This is a genomic window from Corynebacterium ureicelerivorans, from assembly GCF_000747315.1.
Lineage (GTDB): Bacteria > Actinomycetota > Actinomycetes > Mycobacteriales > Mycobacteriaceae > Corynebacterium > Corynebacterium mucifaciens.
In genome coordinates this window covers 731507-750356 of the sequence record NZ_CP009215.1, presented here as the reverse complement: position 1 = coordinate 750356, position 18850 = coordinate 731507, and the positions used below count along the sequence as shown (strand labels likewise).

Here is an 18850-nt window from a genome sequence, read left to right as displayed (position 1 = left end):
TGGCCGAGCGTGGACGCCGGCGCGCAGAGCGGGTTCGGGAAACGTTGATGGCCTTCATGGGGGCTCCTTTGGTCGTCGAGAGGCAATCTGCCACCTCGTTCGTATGCAGCCTGGGGGTGGCTGTCCCGGGCTTTGCCCAGCGACGCATCTCAGACAGCGGTAACCTACGCGGAAATGCGTTTGAAGAAAGGCGAGTATCAGTGAAAATTGCGGTTTTGGGCGGCGACGGTTTCTGCGGCTGGCCTGCCTCCCTCCACCTTTCTGATCTCGGACACGAGGTCGTCATCGTGGACAACCTGTCGCGCCGTCGGATCGACGAGGAGCTCCGTGCGGATTCGTTGACGCCGATCGCGCCTATCGACGAGCGCCTCGCCGCCTGGCGCGAGGTCTCCGGCAACGAGATCGGCTTTGCAAACATCGACGTGGCGCAGGATTACGACGCGCTGCTGGCCCTCCTCCAGCGGTTCCAGCCGGACACGGTGATCCACTTCGCAGAGCAGCGCGCTGCGCCGTACTCGATGAAAAGCCCCGCGCACAAGCGCTACACCGTGGACAACAACGTCAACGCCACGCACAACCTGCTGGCCGCGATCGTGGAGACCGGCCAGGACATCCACGTCGTGCACCTGGGCACGATGGGCGTGTACGGCTACGGCACCGCCGGCATGAAGATCCCGGAAGGCTACCTGGACGTGCAGGTCGACGCGGGCGAGTACGGCACGGTTGAGCAGCAGATCCTCTACCCCACCAACCCCGGCTCGATTTACCACATGACGAAGGTGCTGGACCAGCACCTGTTCGCCTACTACGCCAAGAACGACGAGCTGCGCATCACGGACCTGCACCAGGGCATCATCTGGGGCACCAACACCCCGCAGACGCTGCGCGACGAGCGCCTAGTCAACCGCTTCGACTACGACGGCGACTACGGCACCGTGCTCAACCGCTTCCTCATGCAGGCCGCGATCGGCTACCCCCTCACCGTGCACGGCACCGGCGGCCAGACGCGCGCGTTCATTCACATCCGCGACATGGCCCGCTGCATCCAGCTGGCCGTGGAAAACCCGCCGGCGCGCGGCGAGCGGGTGAAGATTTTCAACCAGATGACCGAGACGCACCGCGTGCGCGACCTCGCCGAGCTCATCGGCCGCATCACCGGCGCGCAGGTGCAGATGGTGCCGAACCCGCGCAACGAGTCGGCGGAAAACGAGCTGCACGTGGTCAACGACGCGTTCCTTGATCTGGGCCTCGAGCCGACCAAGCTGGAAGAGGGCCTGCTTGTAGAGGTCGAGGAGGTGGCGAAGAAGTACGCCGACCGGGCGGACCGCTCGAAGATCCCGGCGCGCTCGCTGTGGACGGCGCAGCAATCCGAGGGCGTTCCGCAGGGCCAGAAGTAGATGCGTATCGCGCTGCTCACCGAGGTCTTCCTGCCCAAAATCGACGGGGTGGTCACCCGCACCACCCGCCACCTCGACCAGCTGGCGGAACTCGGCCACGAGGTCCTCGTCTTCGCCCCCGGCAACCCGCCGGAGCACTACGCGGGCTTCGAGGTCGTGCCCATCCCGTCGCGCAGCCTGAAGGTCTACCCCGAGGTCATGCACGGCATGATGGGGCCGCGTGCGTTTCGACGCCTCCGCGAGTTCGACCCCGACATCGTCCATGCGGTCAACCCGATTTGGACGGCCGGCTGGTCCACGCTCGTGGTAGCGCGCCGCTTTCCTGTCATCGCGTCGTTTCACACGGACGTGCCGGAGTACTGCCTGAAGCTGGGCATCCCGTGGGTGAAGCCGATCGCCGAGTGGGGCCTTCGCACCTTTCACGGCCGCGCCGCCATCAACATGGTGACCTCGGGCCCGATGATGGACAAGGCCGCCGAATACGGCATCGGCGGCGTGCGCCTGTGGCCGAAGGCTGTAGACACGGACGACTTCAACCCCGCCGCCCGCACGAGCGAGATGCGCAGTCTGCTCACCGGCGGGCACCCGGACGACCCCCTCGTCCTCTTCGTCGGCCGCGTTTCGGCCGAGAAATCCGTGGGCCGCTGCGTCCCCATCGTCGACGCGGTGCGCCAACGCCTTCCCAGCGCGCGCCTGGCCATTGTGGGCGAGGGCCCGCTTTACGACGAGCTCCGCTCCAACCCGCCCGACTGGGCCACCTTCACCGGGTACTTGTCCGGCGCGGACCTGCATGCGGCCTACGCGTCGGGCGATGTGCTGTTGTTTCCCTCCACCACGGAGACTTTGGGCTTTGCCGCGCTGGAAGCATTTGCGTCCGGTGTGCCGGTGGTGGCGGCGAAGGCCGGCGGGTTGCCGTTTGTGGTGGCGGACGGAGAAACCGGCGTGCTGGTTGACCCGGGGGCGTCCGATACCGCGTGGGCCGACCCGATCGAGCGTATTTTGACGCAGCCGGAGCTGCGCGAGCGCATGGCCGCCGCCGGTCGCGCCGAGGCCGAGCGCTGGACGTGGCGCGCCTCCACGGAAACGGTGCTGGGCTACTACGACGAGGTCATTCGAAGCGCAGGACGGTGACCTCGGCGGTCTCGCCGTCCGCGAACTCGCGGGATTCCGTCGCCGTGTGCACCGTCGCCGCCGGACCGATCTCCTGGTACGGCTCCACCCCCGGCCCGCAGGCGTCCACCTCGCGTGGGTCGAACCACTCGATCTCCGCGCGGTCGCCGGCGATCACGCCGATGCCGGAGGCGGTCTCCCAGGCCTGGGAGTTGTCGTCGATGCCGGGCACGTCGTCCGGGTCGAAGCCGAGACGCTGCGCTTCGGCCTTGTCCGTGTACGGGCAGAACACGTAGGCGCGCTCCACGTCCGGTCCCGCCACGTCCGCCACGGTGAAATCCCCGGCGAGCGCGGCGTCCTCTAGCCCCATCTCGGTGCCGTGCTCGCCGCAGCCAGCCAGCACTAACACGCTGGCGGCGGCGAGGCTGAACTTACGCAACGCACCCATGGCTACTGGATCTCAGCCGGGTCCTTGCGCTCCGGGAACACGCGCGGGCGCACACCGGCGATGTCCTCGACCACGCGGACCACCTGGTGGGAGTAGCCGTACTCGTTGTCGTACCAGACGTAGAGCACGAGGTGGTTGCCGGACGCGATCGTGGCCAGGCCGTCCACCACAGACGCGTGGGTGGTGCCGAGCAGGTCGGTGGAGACGACCTCCGGGGAGTTGACGTAGTCGATCTGCTGCCGCAGGTTGGAGTGCGTGGACACGCGGCGCAGGAAGCTGTTCACCTCGTCCTTGTCCACTTCCTGCTCCAGCTCGAGGTTGAGCACCGCCATGGACACGTCCGGCGTGGGCACGCGGATAGCGTTGCCGGTGAGCTTGCCCTCGAACTCCGGAAGGGCCTTAGACACGGCCTTTGCGGCGCCGGTTTCGGTGAGCACCATGTTCAGGCCGGCGGCGCGGCCGCGGCGGTCGCCCTTGTGGAAGTTGTCGGCCAGGTTCTGGTCGTTGGTGTAGGAGTGGACGGTCTCCACGTGGCCGTGCGTGACGCCATAGCGGTCGTTGATCACCTTCAGCACCGGGGTGATGCCGTTGGTGGTGCAGGACGCGGCGGACAGGACGCGCTCCTCACCGATCATGTGCTCGTTGATGCCGTAGACGATGTTCGGGATGTCGCCCTTGCCCGGCGCGGTGAGCAGGACCCGGTCCACGCCCTTGGACTCGAGGTGCTTGGACAGGCCTTCGCGGTTGCGCCAGGCGCCGGTGTTGTCCACCACGATGGCGTTGTTGATGCCGTAAGCGGTGTAGTCGATCTCGGACGGGTCGTTGGCGTAGATCATCTGGATCGGGGTGCCGTTAGCCCAGATGATCTCGTTGTCCTCGTCGACGGTGATGGTGCCGTTGAACGGCCCGTGCACCGAGTCGCGGCGCAGCAGCGACGCGCGCTTGACGATGTCGATGTCGCCCTTCTTGCGCACCACCACCGCACGCAGGCGCACGCCCCCGTACATCGCTTCGCGCGCGATGAGGATCCGGGCCAGCAGGCGGCCGATGCGTCCGAAGCCGTAGAGCACGACGTCGCGGGCTTCGAGCTCCGAGGAGGTGCCGATGACGTCGGCAAGCTCGCGGTCCAAGAACGCGCGCAGATCCTGCTCCTCGGAGTGCTTGAACTCCTTGGCCAGGCGGCCGAGGTCGATGGACGCGGTGCCCAGATCCATCTCCACGAGCTCGCGCAGGATCGGCAACGTCTCGTCGAGCGCGAGCTCCTTTTCGTCGATGCGGCGGGCGTAGCGGTGCGCCTTGATGATGTCGATGTCGGTGACACCCACGAGCAGGCGGCCGTAGACCGACGTGACGGCGTTGTGCTCGCGGTGCAGACGGCTGATCAGCGGCAGCATCTCCTGGGCCAGGGTGAGCTTGTGGTTCCATTCGTCCCTGGGGTTCATCGTTTCGGTCAACGTCGCTCCTTCAGCATGTGGGAATCGGGGGCAATTTCTTCGCCCGGAATCGCCCCCTTACCTTAGCGGCTGGTTCCAGCGCGCGGGTAACGGTTCCCGCTGTGCATTTATTTGCCGTTCACCTTCCGCGATTAGCATGCGGTTTGCCCCTTCTCACCTGTGTTTTTAGGAGTCTTCCCGTGTCCACCAAATCCCGTCGCCGCATCGCTGCGGTAAGTGCCGCAGTGCTTGCTGTCGCAGCCGCGCCACTGACGGCCGCCGCAGATACCACCTACTACTCAACGAAGCAGCCGTACTCCCCCGCCGCCACGATCGACAGCTACAGCGCGGCACCCGCCGGCTTCCAGCAGATCTACACCGGTAGCGTCAACCGCCACGGTTCGCGCGGCCTGTCCAGCTTCAAGTACGACGACCTGGCGGCTCAAATGCTCGCCGAGGCGAAAAAGCGCGGTCAACTCACTGAGCTCGGCGAGCGCCTCATCCCCCAGGTCGAGGCGATGACCCAAGCGAACCGTGCCCTCACCGGTCCCGGCGAAGGCGGCTACGGCAACCTCACCGCGTTCGGACGCGAAGAGCTGCGTGGCATCGGGGTGCGGAACGCCGAGCGCAACGCGTCCCTGCTCGACACCATCGAACGCGACAACCTCTCAGTATCGTTCCTGACGTCCGGCGAGGACCGCGCAACCGAATCCGGGTGGTCCTTCGGTCACGGCCTGCTCGACGATCGCGACGAGCTCACAGACAACCTCGCGTACGGCACCACCGACGGCCACGTGGAGCTCGCGACCCGCCAGGACCTGCTGTACGCCCACAAGGACAAGAAGGCCGAAAGCTACAAGAGGTACAACGAGTGGAAAGACAGCGACGAGCTCAAGGAAAAGGTGCAGCAGGCGTACGACAAACCTGCGTCCCGCGAGGCCGCCGAAGGCCTGCTGCGCAAGATCTTCGCGCCGGAGTTCATCGAGGCGATCGATTCGGGCAACGTGCAGTTCACCGGCACCGAGAACCCGGACAAGACGGTCGAGGGCATCGTCGACGCGGCGCTGCAGTTCTACAACCTCTACATCATCTCCCCCGCCATGGAGCGGGAGGAAGCTAAGCCCGCGGAAGGTTGGTTTTTCGACGAGTACATGGACGACGCTTCCGGGCCCACCTTCGCGTACCTGCTCGACGTGGAGGACTTCTACGAGAAGGGCCCGGCCATTGCGGGGCAGACGGTCGCGTACGACAACTTTGAGCCGCTGCTCGACCACATGCTCGACGGCGTGCGCCAGCGGGCAGAGGGAGGGACCACGGCTGCGGAGTACCGGTTCGGGCACGCTGAAACCATCATCCCGTTGGCGGCGCTGTTGAAGCTGCCGGGCTCCGAGCAGGGTGTTCCCGCCGACGAGGTGATGGACTACTCCAACTCGCCGTGGCGCGGCGATGCGGTCTCGCCGATGGGGGCGAACATCCAGTGGGACGCGTTCCAAAACGACAAGGACGAGACGATCGTGCGGATGCTCTACAACGAGGCCGAGGTGCCGTTCCACGCCGGATGCGTGCCCATCGAGGACGGCTCGATGTTCTACACGCTCGACGAGCTGGAGGCCTGCCTGCCGCTCGGGTCGACGTCCGACCACGCACAGGCGCGCCTCGCCTCGTCCGGAATGTCGGCGCGGGAGGTCATCGCCGCTGCGATCGCGGCCGTCTTCGCCGTGTGGGAGTTGCTGGGCCTGGGCGCGAAGCTCGTCGCCCCGCTGCTGCCGCTAGCGTAGGACGCTGCGGTACTTCGCCGGGTCGGGCTGCGGCGCGAAGCGCGGCGCGTGGTCCTTGTCCACCAGCACCGCGCGCACCCCTTCGGCGAAGTCGGGCTCGCGCAGCATCACCGCGCCCAAGCGCCGCTCGTTGTCTAGCGCGCCCGCCAGGTCCTGCGCGACGTTGGCCGCAAACAGCTCGGCGGCCGCCACGAGCGACGAGGGCGAGGCCTGCGCCGTCAGCTGCTCGACGAGCTCCGCCAGCTCCCCGCTTAATCGCTCCTGGATCTCGGCCCAGGGTCCGTGGAAGGCGGAATCGATGTCGTCGGTAAGCGACAGAAGCTCCGACTCCCCCGCGCCCAGCGCGATGGTGTCCACGTAGCCCGGCCCCTGGGCGACGATGCCGTCGAGCACCCCGTCAAGCGTTGCAACCTTGTGCGTGGCCAGGCCGGTGGCCAGCATGTCGTCCGGCGACATGCGGTAGCCGGTCAGGCCCAGAAATGCGCCCAAGCTTTGCGACGGCGCCTTCGGCAAGTTCTGCAGCAGCCACGACATGCCCACGTCGGTGATGTAGCCGATGTTCATCTCCGGCATGGAGGCGAACGCGTCCTCGGTAACCACCATGTGCGAGCCGTGAGCGGAGACGCCCATCCCGCCGCCCATAATCACGCCGCTGCACAGGGCGATGTAGGGCTTGGGGTAGTTCGCGATCTTCAGGTTCATGGCGTACTCGTCGGCGAAAAACGCGTCCACCTCGGCCTCGCGGCCGTCGAGCATGCCCTCGCGGGCGGCGCGGACATCGCCGCCGGAGCAGAAGTGCTTGCCGGTGGAGTGGATGACCACCTGCTCGACGGCGTCGTCGTCGCGCCACGCGTCGAGTGCGGCGTCGATGACGCGGGCCATCCCGGGATTCAAGGAGTTCAACGCTTTGGGGCGGTCGAGCGCGATCACGCCGGTGGTGCCTCGCACCTCAGTTGTTACAAACTCGCTCATACCGCCATAGTGTTGCACATGCAGACGCCTCGGTTGATCGCATTGGACATGGACGGCACGCTGCTCGACCCATCGGGGCGGGTGCCGGACGAGTTTTGGGGGCTACTGGACAGCGCCCGCGCCCAGGGGGTGACCATCGCCCCAGCATCCGGGCGCCAGCTGGCCACGCTGCAGGCGATGTTCCCCGGCTGCGACACATGCATCGCCGAAAACGGTGCAGTGGTGTGGCACGGCGGGCGCGTGGTGTCCACGACAGCGCTCCCCGACGCCCCAGTGCAGCGCCTCCTCGCCGCACTGCCGGACGCCCCCTTTACCGCCCACCTCGTGGTGTGCGCACCCGAGGTCGCCGCCACCGCCGCGCTACCGCCGTTCGTGGACGCGGAGGTGGACAAGTACTACGCCTCGCGCACCGCGCTCGAAGGGGAGCGTCCAACCCCCACCGTCAAACTCGCGCTCTACGTCGAATCCGACGCCGAGCGGGACGCCTACCCGTGGGTGCAGGAACTCGTGCCCGAGCTGCGGGCGGTGGTGTCCGGCGCACACTGGCTGGACCTCATGCACCCCGAAGCGGACAAAGGCAAGGCGCTGGTGGAACTCGCCGGCGAGCTGGGCGTGCCGATGGCCGACACCGCAGCTTTTGGCGACTACCTCAACGACTACGGCATGCTGCAGGCTGCGGGGCACGCCGTGGCGATGGGTAACGCGCACGCCGACCTCAAGGCGGTGGCTGACGAGGTGGTGGGGACGAACGCGGAGCACGGGGTCGTCGTTAGGCTGGCACAGTGGCTTCAGTGATCGATTTCTCCCAGACCGCCGACGTCGTCGCGCCGCAGCTGCTCGGCTGCGTGATCACGCATAACGGGGTGAGCGTGCGCCTCACCGAGGTCGAGGCCTACCTCGGCTCCAACGACTCGGCGGCGCACACCTACCGGGGAAAAACGGAGCGCAACGCGGCAATGTTCGGCCCTCCCGGCAGGTTGTACGTGTACTTCTCCTACGGCATTCACCACAACGGCAACATCGTGTGCGCGCCGGAGGGCGAGGGCCAGGGTTGCCTCATGCGCGGCGGCGAGGTGGTCGCTGGCGAGGACCTCGCGTGCGAGCGCAGGCAGCGCCCGGAGCGGGCCCCGATCGCGTTTGAAAACTTGGCGCGCGGCCCCGGCAACCTCGGTCAGGCGCTCGGGCTGACACTTCCGGACAACGGCACCCCGGTGCAGCTCACCCAGCGCGACGAGGAGCCGGACTGGGTGGCCGGCCCGCGCATCGGCATCTCCAAAAACGCCGACGCCCCGCTGCGGTTTTGGATCCCGGGCGATAAGACTGTCTCCAGCCCGCGGGGGCGCCCGAAGCGTCGATAGGCTACTTCTTTTTCTTCTTCTTGTGGCCGCGCTCCAGCTTGGCGGCGACGTCGGGCACGTAGCGGAACTCGTCGCGAGGCGGACGCTCGTAGTCCGTGATCTCGGGGCGCTCCGGGATCTCCGGTAGCTCCGGAGTGATGTGCTCGTAGGGGACGGTGGACAAAAGGTGCGAGATGACGTTGATGCGCGAGCGCTTCTTGTCCTCGCTCTCCACCGTGTACCACGGCGCCGACGGGATGTCGGTGTGCACGAACATCTCGTCCTTCGCGCGAGAGTACTCCTCCCACTTGGTGATGGACTCGAGGTCCATCGGCGAGAGCTTCCACTGCCGCAGCGGGTCGTCGCGGCGTGACTTGAACCGCTTGTACTGCTCCTCGTCCGAGACGGAGAACCAGTACTTCCGCAGCATGATGCCGTCTTCGACCAGGAGGCGCTCGAAGATGGGCGCCTGGTGGAGGAAGCGCCGATACTCCTGCGAAGTGGCAAAGCCCATCACGCGCTCCACGCCGGCGCGGTTGTACCAGGACCGGTCGAAGATGACGATCTCGCCGGCGGAGGGCAACTTCTCCACGTAGCGCTGGAAGTACCACTGGCCCTGCTCGCGCTCGGTGGGAGCCGGCAACGCCTCAACTCGGCAAGTGCGCGGATTCAGGTACTGGGTGATGCGCTTGATGGCGGAGCCCTTGCCGGCGGCGTCTCGGCCCTCCATCACAATGACGAGGCGCTCCCCCCGCGCCACCACCCACTGCTGCATGGCCACCAGTTCGGCCTGGAGGCGCAAAAGCTCCTTCTCGTAGGCCTTCTTGGATAGTTTCGGCGGTTTCGTGTCGTGGCTCATGAGCGTAACCGTACCCGCGTGCACCCGCCGGGTCTGGCCGCGCCCGGCCGTCGGAGTAACAGGTCACATATAGCGGGCTGTATAACTAAGGCCATGCACATCGACCTCAATGCTGACCTCGGCGAGACCACCGCAGGCAACCCGGTGGCGGACGACGCAGCGATGCTGGAACTGGTCTCCAGCGCCAATGTCGCCACCGGCTTCCACGCGGGCGACCCCCATTCCATCGCCGCGACCCTGCGCGACGCCGCCGCCCACGGCGTGACCATCGGCGCGCACGTGGCCTACCGCGACCCGGTCGGCTTCGGCCGCCGCTTCATGGACTACACGCCCGCCGAGCTCGCGGACGAGACGCTCTACCAAATCGGCGCCCTCGACGCGCTGGCCCGCGTCCACGGCCTTGCCGTGCGCTACGTCAAGCCGCACGGCGCGCTGTACAACACGATCGTCCACCACGAGGCCCACGCCAAGGCCGTCATCGACGGCCTCACGGCATTCAGCCCCGAACTGGCCGTCATGCTCCTGCCCGGCGGCGTCGCCGTCGACATCGCCGAGCGGGCGGGCCTGCGCGTGATCCGCGAGGCGTTCGCGGACCGCGGTTACAACCCCGACGGCACGCTCGTGTCGCGGCGCGAGCCGGGGGCGGTATTGCGCGACCCGGAGGACGTGGCTAAGCGAGTGCTGCAGGTCGCCGCCACGGGCTCGGTGACCGCCATCGACGGCACCGAGGTGAAGGTCCGGGCCGAGTCGGTCTGCGTCCACGGCGACTCGCCGGGCTCCGTCGAGATGACCCGGCGCGTGGCGCGCACGCTTCACGACGAAGGCATCCGCATCGAGGCCGTCCTATGAGCGCTTCCATCAAACGGGTGGGCACCCGCGCGCTTATCGTCGACCTTCCCGACCTGCAGACGGTCATGGATTTCTACGCCGCGCTGTCTGCGACCCCGCTGCCGCGCCAAACCGACGTCGTCGCGGCTGCGCGCACGGTATTAGTCACCTTCGACTCGCCCACTGCCACCACCAACGCCATCGACGTTTTGGCCAACTACTCCCCCGACACCGCCGACTTGGGCTCACCGCGCGACATCGAAATCGACGTGCGCTACGACGGGGAGGACGTGGAGGCGCTGGCAGCATCGCTCGGCATGTCCCGCAACGAGCTGATCGACTGGCACACCTCCACCACCTGGGTCGCCGCCTTCGGCGGGTTCGCGCCCGGGTTCACCTACTGCGTGCCGGACGACGCGTCCCGAGCGCTTGTGATCCCCCGCCGCGACTCGCCGCGCACCGCCGTGCCCGCTGGCGCCGTCGCGCTCGCCGGCGAGTTCTCCGCCGTCTACCCGCGCACCTCACCCGGCGGCTGGCAGCTCATCGGCACCACGAACACGCCGATGTGGGACTCCACCGCTACCCCACCCGCGCTGGTCGCGCCGGGTGACCGCGTGCGCTACCGGGCGGTCGAGGCACTGCCGGAGGATTCCCAGCCCGCGCGCAAGCACCTGTCCACCCCGCCCCGGCGCCCAGTGTTCGCGCTGGATGATGCTGGCCTGCAAACGCTGTACCAGGATCTCGGCCGCCAGGGCAACGGAAACTTGGGCGTGACCACGTCCGGGTCCGCCGACCGCGCGTCCGCCCGCACCGCCAACGCGGCCGTGGGCAACAAGCGCAACGCGACGCTGCTGGAAAACGTCGGCGGGTTGGCCATGACCGCGCTGGTGGAGTCCGTCATCTGCGTCACCGGCGCGGACGCGGAGGTCACTGTCGGCGGCCGACCCGCGCCGCTGGCCACCCCGACCATCGTGCCCGCCGGCGCGGAGGTTGTGGTGGGGCCCGCACGCCTCGGATTCCGCACCTACGTCGCCGTGCGCGGCGGGTTGATTGCGGACACCGAGCTCGGCTCTGCCGCAACCGACATGCTCTCCGGGCTCGGTCCGAAGCCGCTTGCCGCGGGCGACACGATCGCCATGTCGCTCACGCCGCCGCAGTCCGCGAACTCGCTGCTGTCCAACCCGCTGCGCGTGGAGCGCGACGGCGCGGGTGTCACGGGCGTGGTGCGCTGCGTCCTCGGGCCGCGCGACGACTGGTTCGACGCTGCGGCCGTGGAGCAGTTCTTCTCCACCACATTCACTGTCACGGGCGACTCCAACCGCGTGGGCCTGCGCCTCGAGTCGAACGTTCCGCTGGCCCGCGCGCGCGACGGCGAGCTGCCCAGCGAGGGCATGGTGGCAGGCTCCGTGCAGATCCCGCCGAACGGCCAACCCGTGCTCTTCCTCCGCGACCACGCCGTCACCGGCGGGTACCCGGTGATCGCCACCGTGATCAACGAAGACGTCGACATCGCCGCACAACTCCCGCCCGGCGGAACACTCCGCTTCGAGCGCTACACACCGGAAGGTTAACGATGACTCTTTCTGCTGTCCTGATTGCCAACCGCGGCGAGATCGCCGTGCGCATCGCGCGCACCGCCCGCGACCTTGGCATCCGCTCCATCGCTGTCTACTCCGAGCCCGACACCGGCGCGCTGCACACGCAGGTCGCTGACGAGGCGTACCTCCTGCCAGGCAAAACGTCGGCCGAGACGTACATGAACATCCCGGGGCTCATCGAAATTGCCCACCGCGCCGGCGCCGACTGCCTGCACCCCGGCTACGGCTTCTTGTCCGAAAACGCCGAATTCGCCCGCACCGTCGAGCAGGCCGGCCTGACCTGGATCGGGCCCTCGCCGGACGCCATCGAGCTGCTCGGCGACAAGCTTTCCGCTCGTGCCCTGGCCGTCGAGGCCGACGCCCCGCTCGCACCGGGCACCGGCGAGCCCCTGTCCACCTGGGAGGAGGCGCGCGACTTCGCCGAAGAACACGGCATGCCGATCGCCATCAAGGCCGCGTTTGGCGGCGGCGGGCGCGGCCTGAAGGTCGTCTTCGACGAAGCGGACATCGAAGAAGGTTTCGCCTCCGCCGGCCGCGAGGCGCGCGAGGCGTTCGGTCGCGGCGAGTGCTACGTAGAGAAGTTCCTCACCCACCCCCGCCACGTCGAGGCGCAGGTGCTTGCCGACGCCCACGGCAACGTCGCCGTCCTCGGCACCCGCGACTGCTCCACCCAGCGCCGGTTCCAAAAACTCATCGAGGAAGCCCCCGCCCCGTTCCTCACCGACCAGCAGCGCACCGCCATTGAGGAGGGCGCCCGCGAGATCATCCGCAGGGCGAACTACCAGTCCGCCGGCACTGTGGAGTACATCGTCTCCGAAGACGGCACCGTGTCGTTTTTGGAGGTCAACACCCGCGTCCAGGTCGAGCACCCCATCACCGAGGCGATCACCGGCGTGGACATCATCGCCGAGCAGTTCCGCATCGCAGACGGGCTCCCCCTCTCCTTCGTCGAGGAGAAGGGCACGCACGGCGGCGACGGAATCGACCCGTCGGTAAGCGGGCACGCGTTCGAGTTCCGCATCAACGCCGAGGACGTCACCAACGGCTTCGCGCCGTCCCCGGGTACCGTCACCCGCTTCGACGTGCCGACCGGCCCGGGCGTGCGCATCGACACCGGCGTTCGCACCGGCGGCCAGATCCCGCCGTACTACGACTCGCTGATGGGCAAACTCGTCGTGTGGGGCCCCGACCGCGAGACCGCACTGCGCCGCGCGAAACAGGCGCTTTCCGAGTTCCACATCGAGGGCGTGCGCACCGTGCTGCCGTTCCACCGCGACATGGTGGAATCCCAGGAGCTCACCGGCGACAGCCTCGACGTCTACACCGATTGGGTCGACCACAACTACTCCCCGTCGCAGAAGCACAACGACGTGGACATCGAGCACATTTACGACGAGCGCCGCGACGTCGTCATCGAAATCGACGGCAAGCTGCACACCATCGGCTTCCCCGTCGCGCTCCTTGGCGGCGGCGCCGGCGCGTCCAACGACTCGGCGGCGGCAGCCCCGTCCGGCGAGGCGGCGGGCGCGGTGACCACGAACTACGAAGCGACCATCGTAGAGTGGCTCGTCGAGGACGGCGACATCGTGTCCAAGGGGGACGCCATTGCCACCATTGAGGCGATGAAGATGGAGTCCTCGGTCAAGGCCCCCCGCGACGGCCAGATTTCGCTGGCCGCGCAGCAGGGCGAGCGCGTCAAAGCCAACGCCGCCATCGCGACAATCTCTTAGGGGCGCGTCCCGAAGAGCTGGTCGAGGGCGCCGCGGTGAGTGTTCTTCATGCGGTGCCCGTGTGGGGATACCCACCAGGGTGCGCCCCTGATCATTTCGATGCGGCCGCGTGTGGTTGTGCACGGGTCGTCGTCGTTGACGCGGTTGTGGTAGCGGCATAGCGGTGCGAGGTTGTCCAGGTTGGTCGCCCCGCCGTGTTTCCAGGGGTGTACGTGGTGCATCTCGCAGCTGTAGGCGCCATGGCGGCAGCCGGGGAACGCGCACACCGGGGACACCATGGAGGCGAGGTCGCGTTGTTTCTGGTTGGCGAAGCGGTTTGCCCGGTACAGGTTGACCGCCCCGGTTTCTGGGTGGAAGGCGGCGACCCCTAACGCCTCACCGAATTCGGCGGCGAGGTATTCGGCACCGGTCATGGTGGTGCCGTCGGTGAGGGTGAGTATCACGTCGTCGCCGTTACCGGCCAAGATGCGCGCGTGTGTGTCGATGGGCACGATCACGATTGGCCGGGGTGCGGCAGCGGCGACGCCGCCGGTGTCACCGCGCACGATGTTCCAGAAGGCTGCCTCCATCTGCTCGGCTGCGGGTTTGGTGGGGTCTACCTCTTGTGTGAGGCGGTGTTCTAGGTCGGCGGCGTTGCGGTCAGTGGTGTCAATGGTGATGCGCGCTCGCCCGTTTTTCGGGGCGGAGAAGGCAACCTGTTTCTTTGTTGGTGTCGTGTCTGCTGGCACTAGCTCCCGGGCGGCGTGTTCGATCGCGCGGTAGCCGCCGGTGACGCCCAGCAGTGCCAGGCGCAGCCGCCACCGCTCGCCGGCGTCGTTGATGCCGTTGATGCGTCGTTCGATCAGGGCGAGTTCGTCCAACGAGAACCCGCGGGCTTTGTGTGCCGCGAGGGCTTGTTTGCGGGTGAATTTTGTCGCCCCGAAGTAGACGCCCTGCATGCCCGCCCATGCCCGTGCCCGGTGTGGCGCCATGCCGGCGGTAAGGGCGGTATCGAGGTTGAAGTGCCGCAGCGTCTCTATGGACGTGGTGGTCAGCGCCTCGATGTACGCCTCGAACGGGTTCATGCCCCGCACACTATCCAGCAAACGCCGCGGCACAACCCCCTCAACCCAAACCTGTGGACAACCCCGGCTGCAAGCGTCGGAAGCTATCCACACCGGCACCCGTTAGGGAACCTGGTAAGCCACATCCCGCGCGTCGGTGATGAGCATCTCGCCCGGTGCATCACGATCGACTGCGGGGTGACCCCGCAGGCCCAGAACACTGGGACGGTACCGTCCGGGATGTCCACGGCGTCGCCGAAGTCTGGCGCGCCCAGATCGTCGATGCCGATCAGACCCGGCTCGCCGACATGCACCGGCGCGCCGTGCACCGCCGGGTAGCGGGAGGTGATGCGCACCGCGTCCGCCACCAACCCGGCGGGGATGGGGCGCATGGACACCACCATCTTCCCGGAGAAGGCGCCAGCGGGCTCGCAGTCGATGTTGGTGAGGTACATCGGCACGTTCACGCCTTGGTCGATGTGGGCGACAGGCACGCCGTTGTCCAGAGGCGCCTGCTCGAAGGTGAAGGAACAGCCGATCAGGAACGCGACGGTGTTGTCGGTCCGGTAGGTGGTGGCGTCCGAAGGTTCGTCGATAAGCGAGCCCTGCGTATAAACGCGGTAGGACGGGATGTCGGTGCGGATGTCGCGCCGGCGAGCAGCGGCGAGGACACCTGGCCCGGCTCCAGCACCCCCAGGAGCGGGCACGCCTTGGGTTGCGCAGCGCGATGAGGTTTGCTTGGGCGTAGCCAGCGGAAAAGCCCGCCGTCGTCGCCGCGCCGGTGGTGCGGAACAACGCGCGGGCGTCATTGCTGCGTGCTGCGCTACCGAACCTATACCCACAGCTTCGGTAGCGTTGCGATAGAGCTCCAGCCCATCCACGCGCACCCAACGAGCGTGATGGCACCGAGCACGAGCATCCACATCGGCGGCTTGTAGCCGAGCAACAGGTCGCGGCGGAAGAAGCCCACGAACAAGACGACGGCGAACCCGATCGGCAGGATCAGGCCGTTGAACGCGCCGGCGAAGATCAGCAGCTTTTGCGGAGCAGAACCCACGAACAGGTAAATCACCGTGGAGATCACGATAAAGCCGACGGTGAGCCAGCCGCGCTTCTTCGGGTCGAAGCCCTGCTTGGTCAGAAACGAGATCGAGGTGAACGACGCGCCGATCACCGAGGACAAGCCCGCCGCCCACAGCACGAGACCGAACGCGCGGCGGCCGAAGTCGCCGGCAGCCTGGTAGAAAACGTCGGCCGCAGTGTTGTCCTTAGACAGCGCGACACCGGTCGTGACCACGCCGAGCACCGCGAGGAACAGCAGCACGCGCATGATCCCGGTGACGATGATGCCGGTGATCGCGGAGCGGGAGACGTAGTCCATGTTCTCCGGCCCGGTGTGGCCGGCGTCGATGAGGCGGTGCACGCCGGCGAAGACGATGTAGCCGCCGATGGAGCCGCCGATGAGCGTGGTGATGACCTTGAAATCCACCGCTTCCGGCGCGACGGATTGGCGCAAGGCATCGGCCACCGGCGGGTTCGACGAGATAGCCACGTACAGCATGAGCAGAATCATCAACGCACCGAGGATGCCGACGATAACGTCGAGGGCCGCGCCCGCGCGCTTCCACAGGAACACCACGATCGCGATGAGCGCGGAGATTGCGCCGCCGACTTTCGGGTCGACTGCGCCGTCCGTCAACGCTTGCACACCGAGACCGGTGCCGGCGATGTTGCCGATGTTAAACACCATTCCGCCGATACCCACGAGAACGGCCAGCACCCAGCCGAGGCCGGGTAGCACGGCGTTGGCCATCTCGCTCGCGCGCAGACCGGACACGCCGAGGATGCGCCACACGTTGAGCTGGATGACGATGTCCACCAGGATCGACAGCAAAATCGCGAACGCGAACGCCGCCCCCATCTGGGCCGTGAACACGGACGTCTGGGTGAGGAAGCCGGGGCCGATGGCGGATGTTGCCATGAGGAAGATGGCGCCGACCATGGGGCCGATGCCCCGGGCCACAGCCGGCGGTTTCGCGGTCGCGTCGGCTGCGGTTGCACCGCCGAGGGTGGGATCTGGAGCGGTCACTGGGACACCCCTTTCAAAGACGGGAAATGTGATGTGGGAGATACTAAGGCATCACTGCGTCCCAGCAGACAATTCGCCCCACCCGGGTTACCCCTAGGAGACCTTGAACTCCGCCATCTCGTCCCACTCCGTCTTGCCCTCGATGAGGGTGTTGATGATGGTGGGGGTCTCTTTGAGAATCGTGGGGAAGAACTCCTGCGCCGCCTTGAAGTGGTCGGAGTTGACGTGGGCCTCTGCGGCGTCGTCCTGGAAGGCCTCGATGAGCAGGTACTCGTCGGGGTTGTCCTCGTTGCGGTACCAGTCGAAGAAGATGTTGCCCTCCTCGGCGCGGGAGGCGTCGGTGAAGTCCTTCACCAGCTCGCGGAAGTTCTCCACGTTCTCGGGCAGGGGCTTGAATCGCACGTTGATCAAAATCATGTGCCTACCCTACGCCGGGTCAGCCTTCCAGCGTCTCCCCCAGCTCAAGCCACTCCAGCTCAAGCGCTTCGCGGGCGTCTTTCACAGCGGTGAGTTCCTTGGTCTTGGTGCCGATGGCGTCGAAGTCGCCGGTCTCGCTCAGCTCGGCAATGTCGGCTTCCAGCGCCGCGGCCCGCTCGTCCTCCTTGGCAATCTTTCGCTCCAGCGCGTTCATCTTCTTGCGCAGTTCGCGCTCCTCCTGGGAGCTCAACTGCTTCTCGACGACCTCCGGTTTATCCTCGCCCAGATCCAGCGTCCCGGCGGTACGGGCCTGCGCGGCGCGGGTATCCAGGTACTGCTGGATGCCGCCGGGGAGGTTGGTCAGTTCGCCGTCGCCGAACAGGGCGTAGGTGGAATCGGCGATACGCTCGATGAGGTAGCGGTCGTGCGAGATCACCACGAGGGTGCCCGGCCAGGAGTCCAGGAGGTTCTCCAGCTCCTGGAGGGTGTCGATGTCCAAGTCGTTGGTTGGCTCGTCGAGAAGCAGCACGTTCGGCTCGGCCATGAGCACGCGTGTGAGCTGCAGGCGCCGCCGCTCGCCGCCGGAGAGGTCCCGCACCGGGGTGCGCTGCCGCTTGCGGGAAAATCCGAGCCGCTCCGCCAGTTGCGAGGCGGACAGTTCGCCTTTGCCGAACGAGATGTAGGTGGCCACGTCCTCGATGGCGTCGATGACGCGGCGCTCCGGATCGAGATCGTCGAGCTCTTGGCGCAGCCAGCCGATGCGGGTGGTCTGCCCCTCGATCCGTTTGCCGGCTGCGAGCGGGTACTCCCCTGCCAGGGTGCGCAGCAGCGTGGTTTTGCCGGAGCCGTTCACGCCAACCAGGCCGATGCGCTCGCCCGGGGCGAGCCGCCAGGTGAGGCGGTCGACGAGCGTGCGCCCGTCGGGGGCATCGATGCGCGCGTCCTCGAGCTCGATGACTACGCGTCCCTGCCGCTGCTTGGAAAACGCCATGAGTTCCACGGTGTCGCGCGGCGGCGGCACGTCTTTGATCAGCGCTTCCGCGGCCTCGATGCGGTAGCGCGGCTTGGAGGTGCGGGCGGGCGCGCCGCGGCGCAGCCAAGCCAGCTCCTTGCGGGCCAGGTTTTGCCGGCGTTGCTCGATCGCGTCGGCCTGGCGAGCCCGCTCCGCGCGCGCGAACGTCCAGTCGTTGTAGCCGCCCTCGTAGACGTCCACCGTCCCGTCGTGGACCTCCCAGGTCAGCGTGGCCACGGTGTCTAAGAACCAGCGGTCGTGCGTGACCACCACGACGGCGACCTTGCGCGACAGCAGGTGGTCGGCGAGCCATTGCACGCCCTCGACGTCCAAGTGGTTCGTCGGCTCGTCCAGCACCACGAGGTCGAGGTCCTGAACAAGCGCCGCGGCGAGGTTGACGCGGCGGCGCTCACCGCCGGACAGCTGCCCGACCGGGGTGTCGAGGCCCAGCTCAGCCACGCCAGTGCCCTGCAGCACCTCGCGCACCTTGGCGTTGGATGCCCATTCGAAGGTCTGCAGGCCGAGCGGCTCGACGACGGCTTGGCCCACCGTCAGGGCGTCGTCAAGCGAAAAGCGCTGCGTGACCACCGCCATGCGCAGGTCAGAGGTGTGCGAGACGCGGCCGCTGTCCGGCGGCTCGATGCCAGTGAGCACCTCGAGCAGCGTGGTCTTGCCGCCGCCGTTGACGCCGACGATGCCGATGCGCTCGCCTGTCTGCACACCGAGCGAGACGCCGTCTAGCAGCGTTTTCAGCCCCCAAGTCTTCGAGACATTTTCCAGGTTGATCAGGTTAGCCATA

General features: G+C 67.2%; 16 protein-coding genes and 1 pseudogene. 8 read left to right on the top strand and 9 right to left on the bottom strand.

Features of this window, described 5'->3' with window-relative positions:
• The first annotated feature begins 200 nt into the window (after window positions 1-200).
• Together CUREI_RS03830 and CUREI_RS03825 are read left to right on the top strand one after the other, a co-directional pair.
• Window positions 201-1397: an NAD-dependent epimerase/dehydratase family protein gene (locus CUREI_RS03830; RefSeq protein WP_038610620.1), complete on the top strand. Its 1197-nt coding sequence runs from the start codon at window positions 201-203 to the stop codon at window positions 1395-1397.
• Window positions 1398-2528, top strand: a complete 1131-nt coding sequence (locus CUREI_RS03825; RefSeq protein ID WP_038610617.1) for a glycosyltransferase family 4 protein — start codon at window positions 1398-1400, stop codon at window positions 2526-2528.
• Here the strand turns inward: CUREI_RS03825 and CUREI_RS03820 are convergent.
• Window positions 2506-2955, bottom strand: a complete 450-nt coding sequence (locus tag CUREI_RS03820; RefSeq protein ID WP_038610612.1) for a hypothetical protein — start codon at window positions 2953-2955, stop codon at window positions 2506-2508. The two genes, CUREI_RS03825 and CUREI_RS03820, sit on opposite strands and share 23 nt — an antisense overlap.
• Window positions 2956-2957: 2 nt before the next feature.
• Entirely contained in the window at window positions 2958-4397 is a 1440-nt protein-coding gene (locus tag CUREI_RS03815) for a glyceraldehyde-3-phosphate dehydrogenase (protein ID WP_038610609.1), read from the bottom strand.
• A gap of 191 nt (window positions 4398-4588) precedes the next feature.
• Between CUREI_RS03815 and CUREI_RS03810 the strand changes: the two genes are divergently transcribed.
• Complete coding sequence (locus CUREI_RS03810) at window positions 4589-6166, top strand: histidine-type phosphatase (RefSeq protein WP_051952187.1); 1578 nt, start codon at window positions 4589-4591, stop codon at window positions 6164-6166.
• On the opposite strand, the gene CUREI_RS03805 is transcribed toward CUREI_RS03810, so the two are convergent.
• Window positions 6158-7138 (bottom strand): 3-hydroxyisobutyryl-CoA hydrolase, encoded by a 981-nt coding sequence (locus tag CUREI_RS03805; RefSeq protein ID WP_038610606.1) that lies wholly within the window; start codon window positions 7136-7138, stop codon window positions 6158-6160. The genes CUREI_RS03810 and CUREI_RS03805 overlap by 9 nt on opposite strands.
• Window positions 7139-7156: 18 nt before the next feature.
• Between CUREI_RS03805 and CUREI_RS03800 the strand changes: the two genes are divergently transcribed.
• On the top strand, window positions 7157-7933 hold the full coding sequence (locus tag CUREI_RS03800; RefSeq protein WP_038610603.1) for an HAD family hydrolase: 777 nt from the start codon (window positions 7157-7159) through the stop codon (window positions 7931-7933).
• Complete coding sequence (locus CUREI_RS03795; protein ID WP_038610599.1) at window positions 7930-8496, top strand: DNA-3-methyladenine glycosylase; 567 nt, start codon at window positions 7930-7932, stop codon at window positions 8494-8496. The genes CUREI_RS03800 and CUREI_RS03795 overlap by 4 nt, the downstream gene beginning before the upstream one ends.
• A gap of 1 nt (window position 8497) precedes the next feature.
• Here CUREI_RS03795 and ppk2 read toward each other — a convergent pair whose 3' ends face one another.
• Window positions 8498-9334, bottom strand: a complete 837-nt coding sequence (gene ppk2 / locus CUREI_RS03790; RefSeq protein WP_038610596.1) for a polyphosphate kinase 2 — start codon at window positions 9332-9334, stop codon at window positions 8498-8500.
• A gap of 93 nt (window positions 9335-9427) precedes the next feature.
• Between ppk2 and CUREI_RS03785 the strand changes: the two genes are divergently transcribed.
• Genes CUREI_RS03785 through CUREI_RS03775 form a run of 3 tightly spaced genes read left to right on the top strand, consistent with a single transcriptional unit; the run spans window position 9428 to window position 13490 of the window.
• Window positions 9428-10183 carry a LamB/YcsF family protein gene (locus CUREI_RS03785; protein WP_038610593.1) on the top strand — a complete coding sequence of 252 codons (756 nt, stop codon included), beginning with the start codon at window positions 9428-9430 and terminating at the stop codon, window positions 10181-10183.
• Entirely contained in the window at window positions 10180-11733 is a 1554-nt protein-coding gene (locus CUREI_RS03780) for a 5-oxoprolinase subunit B/C family protein (RefSeq protein ID WP_038610590.1), read from the top strand. The genes CUREI_RS03785 and CUREI_RS03780 overlap by 4 nt, the downstream gene beginning before the upstream one ends.
• Window positions 11734-11735: 2 nt before the next feature.
• On the top strand, window positions 11736-13490 hold the full coding sequence (locus tag CUREI_RS03775) for an acetyl/propionyl/methylcrotonyl-CoA carboxylase subunit alpha (protein ID WP_038610587.1): 1755 nt from the start codon (window positions 11736-11738) through the stop codon (window positions 13488-13490).
• Here the strand turns inward: CUREI_RS03775 and CUREI_RS03770 are convergent.
• From CUREI_RS03770 to CUREI_RS03750, 5 genes and pseudogenes are all read right to left on the bottom strand, one after another.
• The gene (locus CUREI_RS03770) at window positions 13487-14554 is read right to left on the bottom strand and encodes an HNH endonuclease signature motif containing protein (protein WP_051952186.1); all 1068 of its coding nucleotides are present in this window, start codon (window positions 14552-14554) and stop codon (window positions 13487-13489) included. The genes CUREI_RS03775 and CUREI_RS03770 overlap by 4 nt on opposite strands.
• Before the next feature lie 102 nt (window positions 14555-14656).
• Window positions 14657-15328 (bottom strand): annotated as a pseudogene (locus CUREI_RS03765) (putative hydro-lyase).
• 37 nt (window positions 15329-15365) lie between these two features.
• Window positions 15366-16535: an NRAMP family divalent metal transporter gene (locus tag CUREI_RS03760; RefSeq protein ID WP_038613896.1), complete on the bottom strand. Its 1170-nt coding sequence runs from the start codon at window positions 16533-16535 to the stop codon at window positions 15366-15368.
• Window positions 16536-16715: 180 nt separating this feature from the next.
• Entirely contained in the window at window positions 16716-17039 is a 324-nt protein-coding gene (locus tag CUREI_RS03755; RefSeq protein WP_038610584.1) for a putative quinol monooxygenase, read from the bottom strand.
• Window positions 17040-17058: 19 nt separating this feature from the next.
• Window positions 17059-18849, bottom strand: coding sequence for an ABC-F family ATP-binding cassette domain-containing protein (locus tag CUREI_RS03750; protein WP_038610581.1), 1791 nt, complete (start codon window positions 18847-18849; stop codon window positions 17059-17061).
• Window position 18850 lies beyond the last annotated feature (1 nt).